Below are 18,531 nucleotides of genomic sequence, written 5' to 3'. Positions count from 1 at the left end.
GTCGCCGCCGTCTCCCCACGCCGACGCGCGCCCGCGCCCCCTCCCCGCGGAAGGGCCCCCTCCCCGCGGAAGGTACGCCCCCCGTTCCCACCCCGATTACCGGCTCCGCCGAATCAGCCATAAAGCACCAGCATTTCCAGGGCTCACGCCGTACGGGAGAAGTTCGGCCTCGACCCGGCGGTGAGATTTGCACCGGGGGACAAGGAAACCCCTCTGGAGAATGGCGGTCCGGTCGGTTCGTGATTTGGAAAGGGTGCGATTCCCGGTGAGTGGAAAAAGGAGCGCGAATCGATGGAACAGATCCAATGGTGGCGCGGGAACCTGCCCGCGGAGACGAACGGACTCGTCGGCAGGGAGAGCGAGGTCCGGCGGCTGCTGAAGCTCCTGGCCGACACGCCGCTGACCACGGTCACCGGTGTCGGTGGCATCGGCAAGTCACGGATCGCGGTCAGGGCCGCGCGGGAACGGCAGGAGCACTACCCGGACGGCACCTGGCTGGTGGAGCTCTCCGGCGAGCGCAACGGCGATCTGCTCGCCCACACGGTCGCCGCCGTCCTCGGCCTCCCGGAGCGGTCCGCGAGGTCGCAGACCGGGACGCTCGTCGAGTTCCTCGCGGGCAGGAGGCTCCTGCTCGTCCTCGACGCCTGCGAACACCTCCTGCCTGCCTGCCGCGACCTCGTCAGGGAGATCCTGGCGGGTGCACCCGGCGTACGGATCATCGCGACCTCCCACCGGCCGCTCGGGCTGCCCCGGGAGGCGCTGCTCCCCGTCGAGCCCTTCGAGACACCCGCCGTACCCACCCGGGGGGCGCAGGGCCCGGGAACGGAGAGGCTGGAGCAGGAGGGAGACCCCCCGGAGAGACCGGAGAAACCGGAGCGACAGGAGAAACCGGAGGAGAACGACGCACTCCGCCTCTTCCTCGACCGGGCCGGGGACGCGGTGCCCGGCCCGGAGACAACCGGGGCCGTCAGGACGGCCGCGGCCAGGATCTGCCGGCGGCTGGACGGCGTGCCGCTCGCCGTCGAGCTGGCCGCCGGATGGCTGAGATCCCTGCCGGTGGAGCGGCTCGCCGACCACCTGGACGAGCGCTTCGAGGTCCTCCGCGGCCGGGGGCCGGTCCACCGCCACCGGATCGTGCGCGCCGCGATCGGCTGGAGCCACGAGCTGTGCGCCCCGGAGGAACGCCTGCTCTGGGCCAGGCTCTCGATCTTCGCGGGAAGCTTCGACACGGCCGCCGCCGAGTGGGTGTGCGGCGACGAGCACCTGGACGACGTACCGGGCCTGCTGGCGAGCCTGACGGAGAGGTTCCTCCTCGTCCGCGTGCCCGGCGGCTACCGGCAGCCCGCCACGGTCAGAGAGTACGGCAGGGAGCGGCTCGCCCTGCTCGGCGAGGAGGCCCGGCTGGCGCAGCGGCACCGCTACCACTACCTCGACCTGGCGCGCAGGGCCGAGGCCGACTGGTACGGCCCTGCGCAGGAGGAGTGGGCCGCCAGGCTCGCCTTCTCCATGACCGACCTCCGTCTCGCCCTCGACCCCGCCTCCCCGACGTCCGTCGAGCTCGCCGGGACGCTCTGGATCCTCTGGTTCTGCCTGGGCCGGCTGAACGAGGGCCGCTACCACATGACACGGGCGATCGAGGCGGCTCCCGTCACCGATCCCGGCCTGCCCCGGCTCCTGTGGGCCGACGGCTGCGTGGCGATCGCCAGGGGAGAGCTGGAGGTGGGCCGCCGCCGGGCGGAGGCGGCGCTGTCCGCGGCCCTCGACTGGGGCGACTACGCGGCGGCCGGGCACGCCCAGCTCCGGCTGGCCAGCAGTTCCCTGTGCTCCGGCGCCCTGGAGGACGTCGAACCCTGCGTCGAGCTTGTCCGCGAGTACTTCCGCCGGGCCGACGCCGCCACCGTCAGTGAACCCCTCGCCCTGGTGACCGCGGCGATGGCGGTCACCTGGCGCGGCGAGTTCGACAGGGCGGTCTCCGTGCTCAAGGAGGTGCAGCGGCTCTGCGACGCGCGCGGCGAACGCTGGGCCCGCGCCTGCGGCGACTACGTCCTGTCCATCGCCCAGCTGGGCCTCGGCAGGGTGGCCGAGGCGGCGGAGGCCGCCCGGCAGTCGCTCGACGTCAAGTGGCGCCTGCGCGACGCCACCGGCGTGGCGCTCGCGGTCGACCAGCTCGCGGTGATCGCCGCGGTCGAGGGCGACGGCCGCCGCACGGCCAGGCTCCAGGGCGCGGGGGTACGGCTGTGGGCCATCTTCGGGCTCAAGGGCTTCGGCTCCGAGGGCATGTCCGAACCGAGGACCGTCGCCGAGCGGACGGCGAGGCAACTGCTCGGCGACGAGACCTACGACGCGGTCTTCGCCGAAGGCTACGAAGCCGACCCGGACGCGGCGGTCGCCTATGCCCTCCACTGACCACTGAAAGCACCCGCTCCGGTGGGCGATTCCGACTGTGCTCTGGTGAGGCGTCGGTCGCTTGTGCCCTCCACTGACCGCCGAAAGCACCCGCTCCGGTGGGCGATTCCGACTGTGCTCTGGTGAGGCGTCGGTCGCCTGTGCCCTCCACCGACCGCCGAAGACACCCGCCCCCGGTCGACGATTCCGGTCGTGCCCCATGAGGCCGATCCGGAGGTGGCGGTCGTCCATGCCCGACGCCACTGACCGCTGAAAGCACCCGCCCCGGCCGGCGATTCCGATCGTGTCCTCGGACAGGGACTTCCGCAAAAGGCTCGTATGCGGTGGAATCTCTCACGACATCCGCGAAGGAGCCCCCGACGGACGACGATGAGGCGATCACCCGATCGCTCGCCGGTGATCTGGACGCCTATGAGGTGCTGGTCACCCGCTACAGCGCGCTCGCACACCGCACCGCCGCCATGCTCGGGGCCGCCGACGAGGCCGAGGACGTGGTCCAGGAGGCGTTCGTCAAGGCGTACCGCCACCTGGTCTCCTTCCGCAGGGACGCGCACTTCCGCCCCTGGCTGCTGCGGATCGTGGCCAACGAGACGCACAACCTGACCCGCTCCCGCGGACGCCGCGACAGGCTGGCCGCGCGGCTCACCGAGACCGTTCCCGCACAGGGCGAGGGGCCCGAGGAGGCGGCGGCCGCGGCGGACCAGAGGGCCCGGCTCCTCGACGCGGTGCGTACGCTGCCCGAACGGGAACGCGAGACCGTGGTCTGTCGGTACTTCCTACAGCTGTCGGAGGCCGAGACCGCCCAGGTGCTCGACCTTCCCGTCGGTACCGTCAAGTCGCGGACCTCCCGCGGCCTGGCCCGTCTGCGCGAGGAGGTGGCCCGTGACCTCACCTGACGACCTCGAAGTCCAGCTCCTCGCCCTCGGCCGGTCGCTCGACGTCCCGTCCCCGCCCCCCGCCGACGTCGCGCGGGCCGTACGGACCCGCCTCGAACCACCGCTCGCCCCCGAGACACCGGCTCTTGAAACACCGGCCCCGGCGACGACCCCCGAGACGCCGACCCCCGAGACGACGGCGCCGGTCCCCGGGACCCCCGCTTCCGGGACACGCGTCCCCGAGGCGCCCGCGGTTCCCGGCGGTCCCGGAGCGCTCCGGCGCGGATGGGGGGCGCTCCGGGCCGGAGGCCGGGCGCGTCGGCGGGCGGCGGTCGCCGCCGTCGCGATCCTCGCCGCCCTGCTGCTGGGAGCGACGCCCGCGGGAAGGGCCGCGGTCGCGGAGATCCTGCGCTTCGCGGGGGTCGAGTTCAGGACCGGTGCCCCCGGGCCGCTGCCCTCGGGGGTGCCCCAGCCGCTGCCCGGCGAGCGGCGGGTCACCCTGGAACAGGCCCGGGAACAGGTGGCGTTCCCGATCTCCCTCCCGGCCGCGCTCGGCGATCCCACCGAGGTCAGGGTGAGTGACGGCGGCAGGGTGGTGTCGCTCTTCTGGCCCGGCCTCAGGCTGGACGAGTACGACGGCAGCCTCCATCTCGTCTTCCGCAAGGAGCTCGGCCCGCCCTGGCCGCAGGAGACCGGTGTGGGAGCCGCGACGGCGCAGTGGATCCCGGTCCACCACGGCCTGACCTACCTGCCCAGGAGCGGCGGCCAGGCCGTGATCCGTCCCCGCCCGGCGGGGCCCACCCTCATCTGGCAGCGGGAGCGGGTCGGCCTGCGCCTGGAGGGCGTCGGAGAGCTGAGCCGCGCCCTGGAGATCGCTCGCTCGGTCCGCTGACGTCGGCCCGCCGCGCTGAGGTGCCGAGGCCCGCCGCGCTGAGGTGCTGAGGCCCGCCGAGCTGAGGTGCTGAGGCCCGCTGAGCTGAGGTGCTGAGGCCCGCCGCGCTGAGGTGCCGACGACCGGCGGGCTGAAGTGCCGAGGCCCGCCGAGCTGAGATGCCGACGACCGGCGAACCACGCGACGCGTCATGCCCAGAGCTCCTCGCCGCCCGCCTGGTGCCCGCCCGCCTGGTGCCCGCCCGCCCGATCCCCGCCTGCCCGGTCCCCGCCCGCCCGGTTCGCCGACCGGACGCGTCAGCGGTCAACGCGTCACGGCCGGACCTCGTTCGCCCGGTCCGCCAACCTGACGTGTCGGCGGTCGGCGCGTCAGGGCCGGACCCCGCCCGTTCAGCCCGCCGGTGCCAGCCAGTCGTCGATCTCCTGGAGAAGCTTCTCGCGCACGTCGTCCGGAGCCGCCGACGCCCGTACCGACTGGCGGGCCAGCTCGGCCAGTTCCGGGTCGGAGAAGCCGTACACCTGCCTGGCGAGCTCGTACTGGGGCAGCAGCCTGGCGCCGAACAGCAGGGGGTCGTCGGCGCCCAGCGCGATCGGCACCCCCGCCTCGAACAGGCGCCGCAGCGGCACGTCCTCGGCGCGCTCGGCCACCCCGAGACCGACGTTGGACGTCGGGCAGACCTCGCAGGTGATCCCACGGGCCGCGAGGCGTTCCATGAGCCTGGGCGACTCGGCCGCCCGCACCCCGTGCCCGACCCGGTCGGCGTCCAGCACGTCGACGCACTCGGCCACGCTGGCCGCGCCCAGCAGTTCCCCGCCGTGCGGCACCGCCAGCAGCCCGGCACGCTTGGCCAGCCGGAAGGCCCCGTCGAAGTCGCGGGCCCGGCCGCGCCGCTCGTCGTTGGAGAGCCCGAACCCGACTACGCCCTGGTCCATGTAGTGCGTGGCGAGGCGGGCGAGCGTCTTGGCGTCGAGAGGGTGGCGGGTACGGTTGGCGGCCACCACGACGGCGATCCCTATCCCCGCGTGCTCCGCCGCCTTGTGCGTCGCGTCGAGCATCAGCTCCATGGCCGAGGTGAGCCCGCCGAACTTCGACGCGTACCCGGAGGGGTCGATCTGGATCTCCAGCCAGCGCGACCCCTCGGCGGCCTCGTCCTCGGCGGCCTCGCGCAGCAGCCGGTAGACGTCGCTCTCGCGCTGCAGGACCGAGCGCGCGATGTCGTACAGCCGCTGGAAGCGGAACCAGCCCCGCTCGTCGGTCGCGCGCAGCTGGGGCGGCCAGTCCTCCTCGAGCGCGTCGGGAAGGTGTAACCCGTGCTCGCGGGCGAGGTCGACGAGGGTCGAGTGCCGCATGGAGCCGGTGAAGTGCAGGTGCAGGTGCGCCTTGGGCAGTTCGCTGAGGGGACGTGGCATTTCAATATGGTGCCGTACCCCGGCCGGCCCCGATCGACGGCCCCGGAGTTTTTGGTGTCAACCTGACGGTCCGTTCGCGCGTTGGGGAGGGCGGAAGGGGGCCTCGCCGCCGACGGAAGAGGACGAGGCGGCCTTCGACGAGCTCCCGGCCGCACGGAGCACGGCGTCGCCGCGCACCGCGATCTACGTGAGCAAGAGCGCAGAGCCGGTCAGGGTCGATGGGGGAGAGCGGAGATGGGGAGAGCGGGGATGGGGGAAAGCCGGGGATGCGGGAGAACGGGAGTCAGGAGAGCGGGATGCGGGAGGAGAACGGAGACGGGGGAGAGCGAGGATGCGGAAGAACGGGGATCGGGAGAGCGGGATGCGGGAGAACGGAGACGGATGAGAGCGAGGATGCGAGAGTGGGGAGAGCGGTGAGTGTGGCCGAGCGTGGATGAGTGTGGATGAGTGTGGATGAGTGTGGATGAGTGTGGATGAGTGTGGATGAGTGTGGATGAGTCCCGCCCCTCGGGCCGCTGCCGGGCTCTCCGGGCCGGCCCCGGGACCGCCCCCGTTGATCCTTCCCGGTGTTTCGCGGGCCTTTTCCCAATTGCCCATTTATAGGTTTTAAGGTGTTATTTCGGACGGGTGTCACCGGGGTCAGGGCACACCCGCCCATATCCCATCCCCCGTTATATCGAGGAAATTTAGGAAACGGGCTTTCAGCGGACCATGTCTCCGTGCGACCGTGGAGGCACACGTTGTCAGGACGCTGGGGCTGCCATGGAAGCGGACGTCTTCGTCGGCAGGGAAACAGAACTCGCCGACGTATCCGCGCTGCTCGAAAGGGTCCGGCACGTCACACTGACCGGTCCCGCCGGGGTCGGGAAGACCTGTCTCGCCCTGCGGCTGGCCGGCACCCTCGAACCCGCGTTCCCCGGCGGCGTCCACGTCGTGGAGTTGTCGGACGCCCCCGCCGACCTCGACTCCCTGGCCGAGGCGCTCGCCGGCGCGATCGGCGTCCGCCGCAAGCCGGGCACCCCCGCGCTGCGGGCCCTGGTCGACGAGTTCCTCGCGCGCCGGACCCTGCTCGTCCTCGACACCTGCGACCGCGTCGTCGGCACCGCGGGCATCCTGGTCGGCCTGCTGCTGCGCTCGGTCGAGGGGCTGCGCGTCCTGACCACCAGCAGGCAGCGGCTGGGCCTGCCCGGCGAGCACCTCTACCCGGTCGGCGGCCTGCCCGACGCCGACGCCGTCCGCCTGATCACCGCCCTCGCCGGTGACAGGCTCGGCGGCACCGACCCGGCCGAGCTCTGCCGCCGCCTCGACAACCTGCCGCTGGCGATCCGGCTCGCCGTGGCCGACGGCGCCTCCGGCGGCGGCGCGGGCACACCCGGCGGCGACACCCTCGACGGGCTCGCCGCCGCCCTCGACGGCCGCCTGACCTCCACCGCCGGGCTCGCCGCCTTCGACGGCCACGTGACCTCGCCCGACGAGCTCGCCGCGGCCCTCGAAGGCCGTACGATCCCCGCGGCCGAGCGCGAGATCCACGCGGAGCGGGCCGGGGCCACCCCGCGCGGGCGGGCCGCCGCTCCCCGGCGGCACAGCTCCATGCGCGTCGCCCTCGGCTGGAGCCACGAACTCTGCACCCCGCAGGAGCGCCTCCTGTGGGCGCGGGCCTCGGTCTTCGCCGGAACCTTCGACATCGAGGCCGCCGAGGAGGTCTGCGCGGGCGGCGCGCTCGCCGTCAAGGACGTCCTCGACGGGCTGCTCGGCCTGCTCGACAAGTCCGTCCTCGTCCGCGAGGAGGGCGAGGGCGGGGTCCGCTACCGCCTGCTCAACACCGTCCGCGAGTTCGGCGTGGTCTGGCTGGAGCGGCTCGGCGAGACCGACGAGATCCAGCGCCGCCACCGCGACCACTTCCTCGCGCTGTCCGCCCGCGCCGAGATGAGCTGGCAGGGCCGCCAGCTGGAGTGGTACCGCAGGCTGGTCCTGGAGTGCGGCAACATGCGCGGCGCCATCGAATACTGCTACTCCCGGCCGGCGGAGTACCGCAAGGGCCTCGACCTGGTCGGCAACCTGTGGTTCCTGTGGGCGTGCTGCGGCATGCAGGCACCCGGCGACGACCTCCTCCAGCGCGGCCTCGATCTCGACCACACCCCCAGCCCCGAGCGGGTCAAGGCCCTCTGGGTGCACGCCTGGGTCTCGATCCAGCGCGGCGACCTCGAACGCGCCGAGCGCATCCTCACCGAATGCGCGGCCGAGGACGCCGACGGCTACGCCACGGCCTACGTCAGCCAGTTCCAGGCCCACCTGGCCGTCGTCAGGGGCGACGTGGTCGAGGCCCTGCGGCTCATCAAGCACGCCCGGGTGCGCCACCGCTCCACCGGCAACGTCTTCCCCGGTTTCCTGCCCACCTACACCGTGGTCGCCACCGCCATGATGCTCGCCGACCACCACGAACAGGCCGTGGCGGTCCTGCGCGAGGGACGCGAGCTCTGCGAGTCCTGCGGCGACTACTGGACGCTCATCCGCCTCGACCTCCTCCTGGCCCAGGCCGAGCACGCCCTCGGCAACACCGACTCCGCCATCGACTCCGCCTGCTCCTCCCTGCGCGGGGCCCGCCTGTTCGGCGACAGCATCTCCCTCATGGAGGCGCTGGAGGTGTTCGTCGTGATCGCCGAGGCGTGCGCCGACGACACCTTCGCCGCGGTCATGTTCGGGGCCTCCCGCGCCGCCTGGACGAGCGCCGGCGTCCCGCCCAGCCGCTCGCCCATGATCGCGAGCCGGATCCGCGCGGCCGAGCTGAGGCTGCGCGGGCGCCTGGGCAGGGCGGAGTTCGACCGGCTGGAGGCGCGGGGAGGTTCGATCAGCCTGCGCGACGCCGTGGAACACGCACTCCAGGGAGACTTTTCTTGACGCGCTGCGGCAACCTGCCGGCCGAGATGAACAGCTTCGTCGGCCGCGCCACCGAGCTCGACGAGATCGCGAAACTCCTCACCCGGACGCGCCTGCTCACCCTGCGCGGCCCCGGGGGCGTCGGCAAGACGCGCCTGGCCCTGCGGGCCGCGCGCAACGTCCGCGACGACTACCCCGACGGCGTCTGGGTGGCCGAGCTCTCCTCGGAGACCGAGGGCGGCCTGCTCATCCACGGCGTCGCCGGGGTGTTCGGCCTGCACACCCAGGCGGAACGCCCCGCCCTGGAGTCCCTCATCGAGTATCTCGCCGACCGGCGGCTCCTCATCGTCCTCGACACCTGCGAGCACCTGGTCGACTCCTGCGCCGCCATGGTCGTGGCCGTCCTGACCGGCGCGCCCGACGTGCAGATCATCGTGACCAGCCGCCAGGAGCTGGGCCTGCCGCTGGAGGTCGTCATGGTCGTCGAGCCCTTCCCCGTCCCCCCGCCCGAGGCCGCCGACCTCGCCGGCCACGACGCGCCGAGCCTCTTCCTCGACCGCGCCAGGGCCGTGGCCCCCGGGCTGCGCACGGACGAGCGGGCCATGATGGCCGTCGCCAGGCTCTGCCGCAGGCTCGACGGCATGCCGCTCGCCATCGAGCTGGCCGCCAGCCACATGCGCGGCCTGTCGGCGACCCAGCTCGCCGACCAGCTCGACGTCCATTTCAAGCTGCTGGCCGACGGCGAGGGGCTCCTCGTCCGCCACCACACCCTCCGCACCGCCGCCGGCTGGAGCCACGAGCTGTGCACGCCCGCCGAACGCCTGCTCTGGGCCCGCCTGTCGGTCTTCCCCGCCGCCTTCGACACGGACGCGGCGCGCGGTGTGTGCGAGGACGAGCGCCTGCCCGACGTCCCCGGCGTCCTCGCCACGCTTACGGCCAAATCCGTCGTCACCCGCGTGGGCGACCGGTACCGCCTGCTCGACACCATCAGGGACTACGGCCGGGACTGGCTCGCCGAGCTGGGCGAGAGCGACCTGATGATCCGCAGGCACCGCGACCACTACCTGTCCGCCGCCCGGCGCATGGGCGCCGAGTGGTGTGGCCCCGACCAGATCGCATGGGCCTGCTGGGCCCGAGGGGAGCTGCCCAACGTCCGCGCGGCCCTCGACCGCTGCCTCACCGCGGGCGACCACGTCGGCGCCCTGGAGCTGGCCGGGGCCCTGTGGGTGCTCTGGTGCCATCTGGGGCTCGTCCGGGAGGGCCGCCACTATCTCGACCGCGCCCTGGCCGCCGCCCCCGTCACCGACCGGGCCAGGTCCAGGCCGCTCTGGGTCGCCGCCCATCTCGCGCTCATCCAGGGGGACATGGCCCTGGCGCGCAGCAGGGCCGAGGAGGGCGTCGAGAGCGCCCGGCGGCACGGTGACGTCGACGCCGAGGCACACGCCCTCCTCGCCCTCGCCGAAGCCCGCCTGTTCACCGGGGACCTGGACCTGGAGGGGGCGCGGGCGTACGCGCGGCGCGTGGCCGGCGGGCTGGACCCCACCTCGCCGGGGGCGCTCTTCCTGCCCTCCTTCCTCGCGATGGCCGCCACCTTCGGCGGGGAGTTCGACGAGGCGGTACGGGTCCTGCGCGAGGCGCGCTCCCACCACGAGGCGCGGGGGGAGCTGTCACAGCGCGCCATGGACGACTACGTCCTCTCCCTGGCACTTTTCGGCCGGGGGGACATCGCGGCGGCCTCCGCGGCGGCCAGGGCGGCGCTGGAGGTCAAATGGCGGCTACGGGACACGGTCGGCAGCGTCCTCGCCATCGACCAACTCGCCAGGATCGCCGCCGCCGCGGAGGACGGCCACCGCGCGGCCTGGCTCCTGGGGGCCGCGCAGCGCATCTGGACCACCTTCGGGCCGCCCGCCGTCGAGGCCGACAGCCTGACCGCGCTCCGCGAGGCCGCCGGGGCCCGCGCCGCGTGCCTGATCGGCGAGACCGCCTACGGGCGGGCCTTCAACGAGGGCGCGGCCGCCCACTTCGAGGGCGCCGTGACCTACGCTCTGCGGGACTGACCGCTCCGAGGGCGCCGTGCTCGGCCCCTGGAAAACCGGGCCCTGGGAGACCGGGTCCCGGGAAACCGGGCCGTGGAAAGCCGGGCTCTGGGAACCCGGGCCCCCGTCCGGCGCGTGCACGCGCACGGAGGCCGTGCTCGACCGGCCGGACAGGGACCGGACGGGGAACCGCCGCGCTCAGCCGGCCTGGCCGAGGAACTTGGCGAGGCGGCTCACGCCCTCGGCGAGGTCGTCGTCGCCGAGGGCGTAGGACAGGCGGAAGTAGCCCGGGGTGCCGAAGGCCTCGCCGGGGACGACCGCCACCTCGGCCTCCTCCAGGATGATCTCGGCCAGCTCGGCGGAGGTCGCCGGGCGCCTGCCGCCGAACTCCTTGCCCAGCAGCGCCTTGACCGACGGGTAGGCGTAGAACGCGCCCAGCGGCTCGGGGCAGAGCACGCCCGGGATCTCGTTGAGCATCCGGACCATGGTCCGGCGGCGCCGGTCGAAGGCGCCGCGCATCTCCGCCACGGCCGACAGGTCGCCGGTGACGGCGGCGAGCGCGGCGGCCTGGGCGACGTTGGAGACGTTGGAGGTGGCGTGCGACTGCAGGTTGGACGCGGCCTTGACGACGTCCTTGGGACCGATCAGCCAGCCCACGCGCCAGCCGGTCATCGCGTACGTCTTGGCGACGCCGTTCAGGACCACGACCCTGTCGCCCAGCTCGGGGACGACGGTGGCGATGCTCGCGAACGTCGCGTCGCCGTACGTGAGGTGCTCGTAGATCTCGTCCGTGACGACCCACAGGTCGTGCTCGGCGGCCCAGCGGCCGATCTCCGCGACCTGCTCGGGGGTGTACACCGCGCCGGTCGGGTTGGACGGGGAGACGAAGAGGAGGACCTTGGTGCGGTCGGTGCGCGCCGCCTCCAGCTGCTCCACGCCCGCCAGGTAGCCGGTGGTCTCGTCGGTCACCACGTCGACCTGGACGCCGCCGGCGAGCTTGATCGCCTCGGGGTAGGTCGTCCAGTAGGGGGCGACGACCAGGACCTCGTCACCCGGGTCGAGCAGCGTGGCGAACGCCTCGTAGACGGCCTGCTTGCCGCCGTTGGTGATCAGGACCTGGGCCGCGTCCACCCGGTAGCCGGAGTCGCGGAGCGTCTTGTCGGCGACGGCCTGCTTCAGCTCGGGAAGGCCACCGGCCGGGGTGTACTTGTGGAACCGGGGGTTCCGGCACGCCTCGACGGCCGCCTCGACGATGTAGCCGGGCGTCGCGAAGTCCGGCTCACCGGCGCCGAAGCCGATGACCGGGCGGCCCGCCGCCTTCATCGCCTTGGCCTTGGCGTCCACGGCGAGCGTGGCGGACTCGGAGATCGCGGAGATGCGCGCTGAGATGCGAGGACGGGTCATACCTCCATGGTTACAGACCTGTGCTGATGTTTCTGCCGCATATCCACCATGCGGACGCTCCTCCCCGCGAGCCGCGCGAGCACCGGGGAAAAGTCCCTGAGCTGGGCGATCGCCTGTCGGTTCGACGCGGTGGCCATTCACACGTAGACTCCGGCATGTTCTTTCCGCCGCATGCGTGAACCGGCGGTCAAGACCGTGAGCCACGGACAAACTTCGGTCCAACCGATGTATGGTGGTTCATGTCTTAGGGCACTAGCGCAATTGGTAGCGCACCGGTCTCCAAAACCGGCGGTTGGGGGTTCGAGTCCCTCGTGCCCTGCTAGGAGCGGTCCGCGCATCAGGCGTCCAGCGCGCCGCTTATGTGCGTTGGACTCGATGGATTCAGGTGAGGACTGTGGCGATCGACACGCGCGGCGAAACCGCAGACAAGCCGAGCGGTGAGAAGAAGACTAAGCGCACTTCTCCCGCCCTTTTCTACCGGCAGGTGGTCGCAGAGCTGCGTAAGGTCATCTGGCCTACGCGCAAAGACCTCATTTCGTACACCATCATCGTCCTGGTCTTCGTTCTGATCATGGTCGGGATCGTGTCGGCTTTGGACGCGCTGTTCACCGAGGGCGTGCTGAGAATCTTCGGCGGAGCCTGAGCCGCGGTCTCTCTCCAGCGGGCGCGTCAGCCCCGCGGACGAGTCCACAAGCCATCGACGAAAAGAGAAAGAGCACCGTGTCCGAGTCTGCACAGTCGGCCGGCGAGTCCCGCGAAGAGCGCGAGGACGAGCTGGAGAAGGCCGTCGACGTCACCGAGGATTCGCTTGACGAGTCCGACGGGCAGGACGTCGACGCCGAAACCGACGCCGACGCCGAAACCGAGGCCGAGCAGGCCCCGGCCGGCGCCGTCGACGAGGACGGTGACGTCCTTCCCGACGTCGACCCGGTCGAGGAGTTCAAGCGGCACCTGCGGAGCCTGTTCGGCGAGTGGTACGTCATCCACTCCTACGCCGGCTACGAGAACCGCGTGAAGTCGAACATCGAGACCCGCACGCAGTCCCTCAACATGGAGGACTACATCTTCCAGGTCGAGGTGCCCACCCACCACGTGACCGAGATCAAGAGCGGCAAGCGCCAGCTGGTCAAGGAGCGGGTGCTGCCCGGCTACGTGCTGGTCCGGATGGAGCTCACCGACGAGTCCTGGTCCGCGGTGCGTAACACGCCCGGTGTGACCGGTTTCGTGGGCCTCTCCAACAAGCCGAGCCCGCTGAGCCTCGAAGAGGTCGCCAAGCTGCTCGCGCCGGAGCCCTCGGAAGAGGTCAAGAAGTCCACCGCGAAGGCCTCCGCCGCGACGGTCGACTTCGAGGTCGGCGAGTCCGTCACCGTCATGGACGGCCCGTTCGCCACGCTGCCCGCCACGGTCAGCGAGATCAGCGCCGAGTCGCAGAAGCTCAAGGTGCTCGTGTCGATCTTCGGTCGCGAGACCCCGGTCGAGCTCTCGTTCAACCAGGTCTCGAAAATCTAAACCGGTCGCGTAGACTTCATCAGTCTGCCCCGCGGTCGCGGGGATTGTTCCACGCCCACGGCACCGGCCGACGTGCGCCCGCCGTGGGCCCCGCTGTCGCGGGGATCTGGAACATCGTTCAGAGAAGCAAGGACCCGGAGAGAAGCATGCCTCCTAAGAAGAAGTTCGCCGCGCTGGTCAAGGTCCAGCTCCCCGCCGGCCAGGCCACGCCCGCGCCGCCGGTCGGTACCGCCCTCGGTCCGCACGGCGTCAACATCATGGAATTCGTGAAGCAGTACAACGCTGCCACCGAGGCCCAGCGCGGCAACATCATCCCCGTCGAGATCACCATCTACGAGGACCGCACCTTCACCTTCGTCACGAAGACGCCCCCGGCGCCTGAGCTGATCAAGAAGGCCGCCGGTGTCGCCAAGGGTTCGGCCGTCCCGCAGAAGGACAAGGTGGGCAAGCTCACCAAGGAGCAGCTGCGCCAGATCGCCGAGACCAAGATGCAGGACCTCAACGCCAACGACGTCGCGGCGGCCGAGAAGATCATCGCCGGCACCGCCCGGTCGATGGGCATCACGATCGTCGACTAGCACCGTCGGCCGTACGGCCCGGCGGCGATCTCGTGGCGGCGAAAGCGTCCGCGAGACCGGCGAGGACCGGCGGCGAGCGCGATCTCGATCGCGCGAACATCCAACGTCGAAGTAAGTGGAGGGGCCTGCGCAGGCCCGCACCACGGACACTCGGATCCACAGGAGTGAGCAAGTGAAGCGCAGCAAGGGATTCCGCGCCGCAGCGGCGCAGGTCGACCGCGAGACCCTGTACAGCCCGGCCCAGGCGGCCAAGCTGGCCAAGGACACCAACGTCGCCAAGTTCGACGCCACCGTCGAGGTGGCCCTGCGGCTGGGCGTCGACCCCCGCAAGGCCGACCAGATGGTCCGCGGCACCGTCAACCTCCCGCACGGCACCGGCAAGACCGCCCGGGTCCTGGTCTTCGCGACCGGTGACCGTGCCGAGGAGGCTCGCGCCGCGGGCGCCGACATCGTCGGTGCCGACGAGCTGATCGACGAGGTCGCCAAGGGCCGCCTCGACTTCGACGCCGTCGTCGCCACCCCGGACCTCATGGGCAAGGTCGGCCGCCTGGGCCGCGTGCTCGGCCCCCGTGGCCTGATGCCGAACCCCAAGACCGGCACCGTGACCCCGGCCGTCGGCAAGGCCGTCACCGACATCAAGGGCGGCAAGATCGAGTTCCGTGTCGACCGGCACGCGAACCTGCACTTCATCATCGGCAAGGTGTCCTTCGGCGAGCGCCAGCTCATCGAGAACTACGCCGCCGCCCTCGACGAGGTGCTGCGTCTCAAGCCGTCCGCGGCCAAGGGACGCTACGTCAAGAAGGTCGTCTTCTCCACGTCCATGGGCCCCGGCATCCAGGTCGACCCCAACCAGACGCGGGCGCTGACCGCCGAGCTCGACGCCTGATAGCAGACGTCTTCCGCGGAAGGCCTCAACCGAATGGCCATTCGGTTGAGGCCTTCTTCGTTCTCCCGGACGACGCGCCCGGCTTTGCCGACGCGTAGTGTCGTAAGTCAGGATCCTCGGGGGAACGAAAGGGTGGAAGACGAAATGCGCCGATTGGCTCCCGTAGTTGCACTGGGAGCGGCCGCGCTCGTCGCGGTCGCGGGATGCGGTGCACAGGGCACCGGTTCCCTCGGAAACGTAAAACTCGCCGCGGCGGACGCGGTGCAGCAGAGCGCGCAGAAGGCCGAAGAGGTCACCTCCTACTCCGCGGACGTCGTTCTCGACGCCAGCGGCGGCGAGAAGCAGTCGGGCAAGGTCCAGGGCAGCATGCTCTACCAGAGCAAGCCCCAGCTGGCCACGGACATCAGGCTCGACACGATCACCTTCGGCGGGCAGAACGTGCCCGGCGGGGCACGGGCCATCCTGTCGGGCGACACGGTCTACGTGAAGTCCGAGCTCCTCAACCGGTTCGCGGGCGTCACCAAGCCGTGGACCAAGGTGTCGCTCAGCGAGCTCGACGCCAAGGGGCAGTCCGAGATCAGGAAGTTCATGGACCAGGCCCAGCAGTTCGACCTGGCGGGCACCGTCAAGCTGCTGACCGCGTCGAAGGACGTCAAGGCGGTCGGCACCGAGACGGTCGGCGGGGTCGACACGACCCACTACAGCGGCACCTTCCCGGTCGCCGAGGCCGCCCAGCTGGTCGACCCGGCCAAGCGTGAGAAGCTCCAGGAGCAGCTCTCGCAGGCCAAGAACGTGAAGTTCGACCTCTGGGCCGACGCCCAGAGCCTGCCTCGCAAGGTCACCCTCAGCGGTACCGAGAAAGAGGCGACGTTCAACCTGACGGCGTTCTTCAAGGGCTTCAACGAGCCCGTGGAGATCACCGCCCCGCCCGCCGACCAGGTGGGCGACCTGCCCGAGCACCGCGGCGGAAACTGACGTTTCCCCGAGGATCGCGCCCCCGGCCCACCGGCCGGGGGCGCGATCCTTTTCCGTGGTCCTTTTCCGTGGTCCTCCATTACTTCTCCGCGGTCCTCCGTCGGGCGGGGCTCCGAGTTGGCATTCGGGACGACAGGACGTAAGCTGTCAACGCCGAAGACCGCCGGTCGTCGTCAAGCCGCATGGCCTGACGATTTAAGGATCCACGTCAGTGGACGGCCCGCGTAGGTTGTGATGTGAGTTTTCATTTGGACTGACCTCCTCATGTGAGCCCCGTGCGCCTGCGCCGGGGCTTGTTCGCTTTCCCGGGCCCTTTGCCCCGGCGGCACATCTGGAAGGAGGCCCATGGCGAAGGCAGAAAAGGCAACGGCTGTCGCTGAGCTGAAGAGCAGCTTCGACGGCTCCAATGCTGCCGTTCTGACCGAATACCGCGGTCTCACCGTTGCCCAGCTCAAGCAGCTGCGCATTTCCCTCGGTGAGAATGCGAAGTTCGCCGTGGTGAAGAACACGCTGACCAAGATCGCGGCCAACGAGGCCGGGTTCAACCAGCTCGACGACCTGCTCGCGGGTCCGTCGGCGATCGCGTTCGTCAACGGCGACGTGGTCGAGGCTGCCAAGAGTCTGCGTGACTTCGCCAAGGCCAATCCCCTCCTGATCATCAAGGGCGGTGTCGTCGACGGCAGGTCGATGACGCCGGACGAGATCAGCAAGCTTGCCGACCTCGAGTCGCGTGAGGTTCTCCTCGCGAAGCTGGCCGGCGCACTGAAGGCGAAGCAGGGCCACGCGGCCGCCGTCTTCAACGCGCTGCCCACCAACATGGCTCAGCTGGCCGAGGCCCTGCGCGCCAAGCGCGAAGGCGCCGGCGAGTAGGTCCGCGCAGGCGGTCACAGGGGATTAACGCAAACCGCGGTCCCGACTTTCTTTAGTAGTTCAGATCCGTATGGAGGAACCATCATGGCGAAGCTCAGCACCGACGAGCTGCTCGACGCTTTCAAGGAGATGACTCTCCTCGAGCTGTCCGACTTCGTGAAGCTCTTCGAGGAGACCTTCGACGTCAAGGCCGCTGCCCCCGTCGCCGTCGCCGCCGCCGCCCCCGGTGCGGCCGCTGTCGAAGAGGTCGAGGAGCAGGACGAGTTCGAGGTCATCCTCGAGGGTGCCGGCGAGAAGAAGATCCAGGTCATCAAGGAGATCCGCGCCCTGACGAGCCTGGGCCTCAAGGAGGCCAAGGACCTCGTCGACGGCGCTCCCAAGTCCGTCTTCGACGGCAAGGTCAACAAGGAGCAGGCCGAGAAGGCCAAGGCCGCCCTCGAGGGCGCCGGCGCTTCGGTGACCGTCAAGTAGTTCATCTCATCGGAAAGAGCGGGTCCACCTGGTGCCGGTGGCCCGCTCTTTTCGCGTTTCCAGGTCCGGCCGGTTCGTACGCGCTCGGGCGGGGCGAGGGGAAATGGCCCGGGGCATGTGGGCGAAGGCCGTTATGCGGATCTGCGCGGCGGGTTATGATCCGGCGATCGGGGAGCATGCCGTCCCGGGCGGCGAAGCAGCCGCGCTCGCCGGCCCGCGTTCCGCAGACCGTGCGATGGGAGAGACGCATGGCAGTGCACGCCACCCGCCCCCGTCGCTCGCGCCGCTCCCGCCGCCCGCTCAGGATCGCCGGGCCGGTGCTGGGGGTGCTGATCGTGGGTCTGCTCGTCGCCGCGTTCTGGGTCGGTGCCACCCTGCGCGACGCCCAGACGGCCGCTGACGACCGGCAGGCGGCCCTGCGGGCCGCGGGGGCCCACGCCGTCCATCTGCTCTCCGTCGGCTACAGGAGCGTCGACGACGACATCGGGCGCATCCTCGGCACCTCCACGGGGGCGGCCAGGGCCGAGTACGTCAGGACCGCCGCGGAGCTCAAGAGGAGCACGGTCAAGGACAAGATCCTCCAGACGGGCGCGCTGCGGGCCTCCGGGCTGGTCTCGCTGCGGGGGAGCACGGCCCAGGTGATGGTGGTGGGCGACGCGGTGGTCCGGCGCGACGGGAGCGAGGACGCCCCGCAGGAGCGGTTCTACCGGTGGAACATGGAAGTGACCAAGGTGGGGGGAGCCTGGCTGGTGTCCAGGGCGGAGCTGGTGCTGTGAGACGTGCCTCCCGGCTGGCGATCGGGCTCATGGTCGCCGTCGCCCTCGCGCTCGCGGCGGTCGTGTGGATCATGTTCACCGACCTGAGCCGGTTGCGGGCGGACGAGACGGCGGGGCGGGAGGCGCTCGCCGCCGCCCGCGCGGTCGCCCCCGACATGCTGTCGTACGACTATCGTACGATCGAACAGGATTTCGCAAGAGCGGGTGGATACACCACCGGGGCGCTCAGCCTGCACTACCGGCAGCTGGCCAGGAGCATGGCCCCGCAGGCGAGAAGGCAGAAGACGGTGCAGCAGGCCGCGGTGACCGGCGCCGGGGTGGAGTCGGTGGAGTCCGGCGACTTCGGCAGGGTCGAGGTGCTGCTCTTCATGAGCATGAGCACCGTCAGGACCCCCGAGGGCGAGAAGCAGCCCCGCCGGGTCGTCAGCCAGAACCGGGCCAGATTCATCATGGTCAAGAAGGATTCGCGCTGGCTGGTCTCGGAGCTGTCCACGCTGCTCGGAGACCCTCCACCACCTTGATCGGCGTGTCGCTTTACCCAATTGTTAGTAAAGGCTTGGTTTAGGT

16 protein-coding genes and 1 tRNA gene are annotated in these 18,531 nt (G+C 71.0%); 15 read left to right on the top strand and 2 right to left on the bottom strand.

The genetic code is table 11. From position 1 onward, the window contains the following. Positions 1 to 291 precede the first annotated feature (291 nt). The 3 genes from ABT053_RS22170 (at position 292) to ABT053_RS22160 (ending at position 4,173) form a co-directional block, all read left to right on the top strand. On the top strand, positions 292 to 2,406 hold the full coding sequence (locus ABT053_RS22170) for an ATP-binding protein (protein WP_350970972.1): 2,115 nt from the start codon (positions 292 to 294) through the stop codon (positions 2,404 to 2,406). A gap of 323 nt (positions 2,407 to 2,729) precedes the next feature. Beyond that, complete coding sequence (locus ABT053_RS22165) at positions 2,730 to 3,302, top strand: RNA polymerase sigma factor (RefSeq protein WP_350970971.1); 573 nt, start codon at positions 2,730 to 2,732, stop codon at positions 3,300 to 3,302. Next, positions 3,289 to 4,173, top strand: coding sequence for a hypothetical protein (locus tag ABT053_RS22160; RefSeq protein WP_350970970.1), 885 nt, complete (start codon positions 3,289 to 3,291; stop codon positions 4,171 to 4,173). The genes ABT053_RS22165 and ABT053_RS22160 overlap by 14 nt, the downstream gene beginning before the upstream one ends. A 389-nt stretch (positions 4,174 to 4,562) precedes the next feature. Here the strand turns inward: ABT053_RS22160 and ABT053_RS22155 are convergent, their stop codons facing one another. Beyond that, positions 4,563 to 5,582, bottom strand: a complete 1,020-nt coding sequence (locus ABT053_RS22155) for an adenosine deaminase (RefSeq protein ID WP_350970969.1) — start codon at positions 5,580 to 5,582, stop codon at positions 4,563 to 4,565. Positions 5,583 to 6,344: 762 nt separating this feature from the next. Here ABT053_RS22155 and ABT053_RS22150 point away from each other — a divergent pair. Continuing rightward, positions 6,345 to 8,480, top strand: coding sequence for an ATP-binding protein (locus ABT053_RS22150; protein WP_350970968.1), 2,136 nt, complete (start codon positions 6,345 to 6,347; stop codon positions 8,478 to 8,480). Then, a complete protein-coding gene (locus ABT053_RS22145) occupies positions 8,477 to 10,516 on the top strand; it encodes an ATP-binding protein (protein WP_350970967.1) in 2,040 nt (679 codons plus the stop codon). The genes ABT053_RS22150 and ABT053_RS22145 overlap by 4 nt, the downstream gene beginning before the upstream one ends. A 177-nt stretch (positions 10,517 to 10,693) precedes the next feature. On the opposite strand, the gene ABT053_RS22140 is transcribed toward ABT053_RS22145, so the two are convergent. Beyond that, the gene (locus ABT053_RS22140) at positions 10,694 to 11,899 is read right to left on the bottom strand and encodes a pyridoxal phosphate-dependent aminotransferase (protein WP_350970966.1); all 1,206 of its coding nucleotides are present in this window, start codon (positions 11,897 to 11,899) and stop codon (positions 10,694 to 10,696) included. A 246-nt stretch (positions 11,900 to 12,145) separates the two neighbouring features. On the opposite strand from ABT053_RS22140, the gene ABT053_RS22135 reads away from it, so the two are divergent. The 10 genes from ABT053_RS22135 to ABT053_RS22090 all read left to right on the top strand — a co-directional run bounded on the left by ABT053_RS22135 (position 12,146) and on the right by ABT053_RS22090 (position 18,485). Then, positions 12,146 to 12,218: transfer RNA gene (locus ABT053_RS22135), tRNA-Trp, on the top strand. Between the two features lie 75 nt (positions 12,219 to 12,293). After that, a complete protein-coding gene (gene secE, locus ABT053_RS22130; protein WP_329089906.1) occupies positions 12,294 to 12,542 on the top strand; it encodes a preprotein translocase subunit SecE in 249 nt (82 codons plus the stop codon). 77 nt (positions 12,543 to 12,619) lie between these two features. Then, positions 12,620 to 13,408, top strand: a complete 789-nt coding sequence (nusG, locus tag ABT053_RS22125) for a transcription termination/antitermination protein NusG (protein WP_329089908.1) — start codon at positions 12,620 to 12,622, stop codon at positions 13,406 to 13,408. A gap of 146 nt (positions 13,409 to 13,554) precedes the next feature. After that, positions 13,555 to 13,986 (top strand): 50S ribosomal protein L11, encoded by a 432-nt coding sequence (gene rplK, locus ABT053_RS22120; protein WP_329089910.1) that lies wholly within the window; start codon positions 13,555 to 13,557, stop codon positions 13,984 to 13,986. Positions 13,987 to 14,158: 172 nt separating this feature from the next. Beyond that, positions 14,159 to 14,872 (top strand): 50S ribosomal protein L1, encoded by a 714-nt coding sequence (gene rplA, locus ABT053_RS22115; protein WP_344746619.1) that lies wholly within the window; start codon positions 14,159 to 14,161, stop codon positions 14,870 to 14,872. Positions 14,873 to 15,016: 144 nt separating this feature from the next. Beyond that, entirely contained in the window at positions 15,017 to 15,847 is an 831-nt protein-coding gene (locus ABT053_RS22110) for an SCO4651 family lipoprotein (RefSeq protein WP_350970965.1), read from the top strand. 345 nt (positions 15,848 to 16,192) lie between these two features. Next, positions 16,193 to 16,717, top strand: a complete 525-nt coding sequence (rplJ, locus tag ABT053_RS22105; RefSeq protein WP_350970964.1) for a 50S ribosomal protein L10 — start codon at positions 16,193 to 16,195, stop codon at positions 16,715 to 16,717. Positions 16,718 to 16,801: 84 nt separating this feature from the next. Then, a complete protein-coding gene (rplL, locus tag ABT053_RS22100; RefSeq protein WP_350970963.1) occupies positions 16,802 to 17,188 on the top strand; it encodes a 50S ribosomal protein L7/L12 in 387 nt (128 codons plus the stop codon). Positions 17,189 to 17,436: 248 nt separating this feature from the next. Further along, positions 17,437 to 17,964, top strand: coding sequence for an Rv1363c family protein (locus tag ABT053_RS22095; RefSeq protein WP_350970962.1), 528 nt, complete (start codon positions 17,437 to 17,439; stop codon positions 17,962 to 17,964). Continuing rightward, positions 17,961 to 18,485, top strand: a complete 525-nt coding sequence (locus tag ABT053_RS22090) for a hypothetical protein (RefSeq protein ID WP_350970961.1) — start codon at positions 17,961 to 17,963, stop codon at positions 18,483 to 18,485. Before ABT053_RS22095 ends, ABT053_RS22090 begins: the two co-directional genes overlap by 4 nt. Positions 18,486 to 18,531: the final 46 nt, after the last annotated feature.

Origin of the sequence: Streptosporangium sp. NPDC002524, assembly GCF_040295985.1 — a bacterium.
Lineage (GTDB): Bacteria > Actinomycetota > Actinomycetes > Streptosporangiales > Streptosporangiaceae > Streptosporangium.
Note: the sequence above shows the minus strand (reverse complement) of the source record. Positions and strands in the feature narration are given on the sequence as shown.

What these genes read in the sequence shown, in the direction of transcription:
- ABT053_RS22170 (WP_350970972.1), top strand. Translation starts at nt 292, where the DNA reads ATGGAACAGATCCAATGGTGGCGCGGGAACCTGCCCGCGGAGACGAAC.
- ABT053_RS22150 (WP_350970968.1), top strand. Translation starts at nt 6,345, where the DNA reads ATGGAAGCGGACGTCTTCGTCGGCAGGGAAACAGAACTCGCCGACGTA.
- ABT053_RS22155 (WP_350970969.1), bottom strand. Translation starts at nt 5,582, where the DNA reads ATGCCACGTCCCCTCAGCGAACTGCCCAAGGCGCACCTGCACCTGCAC.
- rplK (WP_329089910.1), top strand. Translation starts at nt 13,555, where the DNA reads ATGCCTCCTAAGAAGAAGTTCGCCGCGCTGGTCAAGGTCCAGCTCCCC.
- ABT053_RS22095 (WP_350970962.1), top strand. Translation starts at nt 17,437, where the DNA reads ATGGCAGTGCACGCCACCCGCCCCCGTCGCTCGCGCCGCTCCCGCCGC.
- ABT053_RS22140 (WP_350970966.1), bottom strand. Translation starts at nt 11,899, where the DNA reads ATGACCCGTCCTCGCATCTCAGCGCGCATCTCCGCGATCTCCGAGTCC.
- rplJ (WP_350970964.1), top strand. Translation starts at nt 16,193, where the DNA reads ATGGCGAAGGCAGAAAAGGCAACGGCTGTCGCTGAGCTGAAGAGCAGC.
- rplL (WP_350970963.1), top strand. Translation starts at nt 16,802, where the DNA reads ATGGCGAAGCTCAGCACCGACGAGCTGCTCGACGCTTTCAAGGAGATG.
- ABT053_RS22110 (WP_350970965.1), top strand. Translation starts at nt 15,017, where the DNA reads ATGCGCCGATTGGCTCCCGTAGTTGCACTGGGAGCGGCCGCGCTCGTC.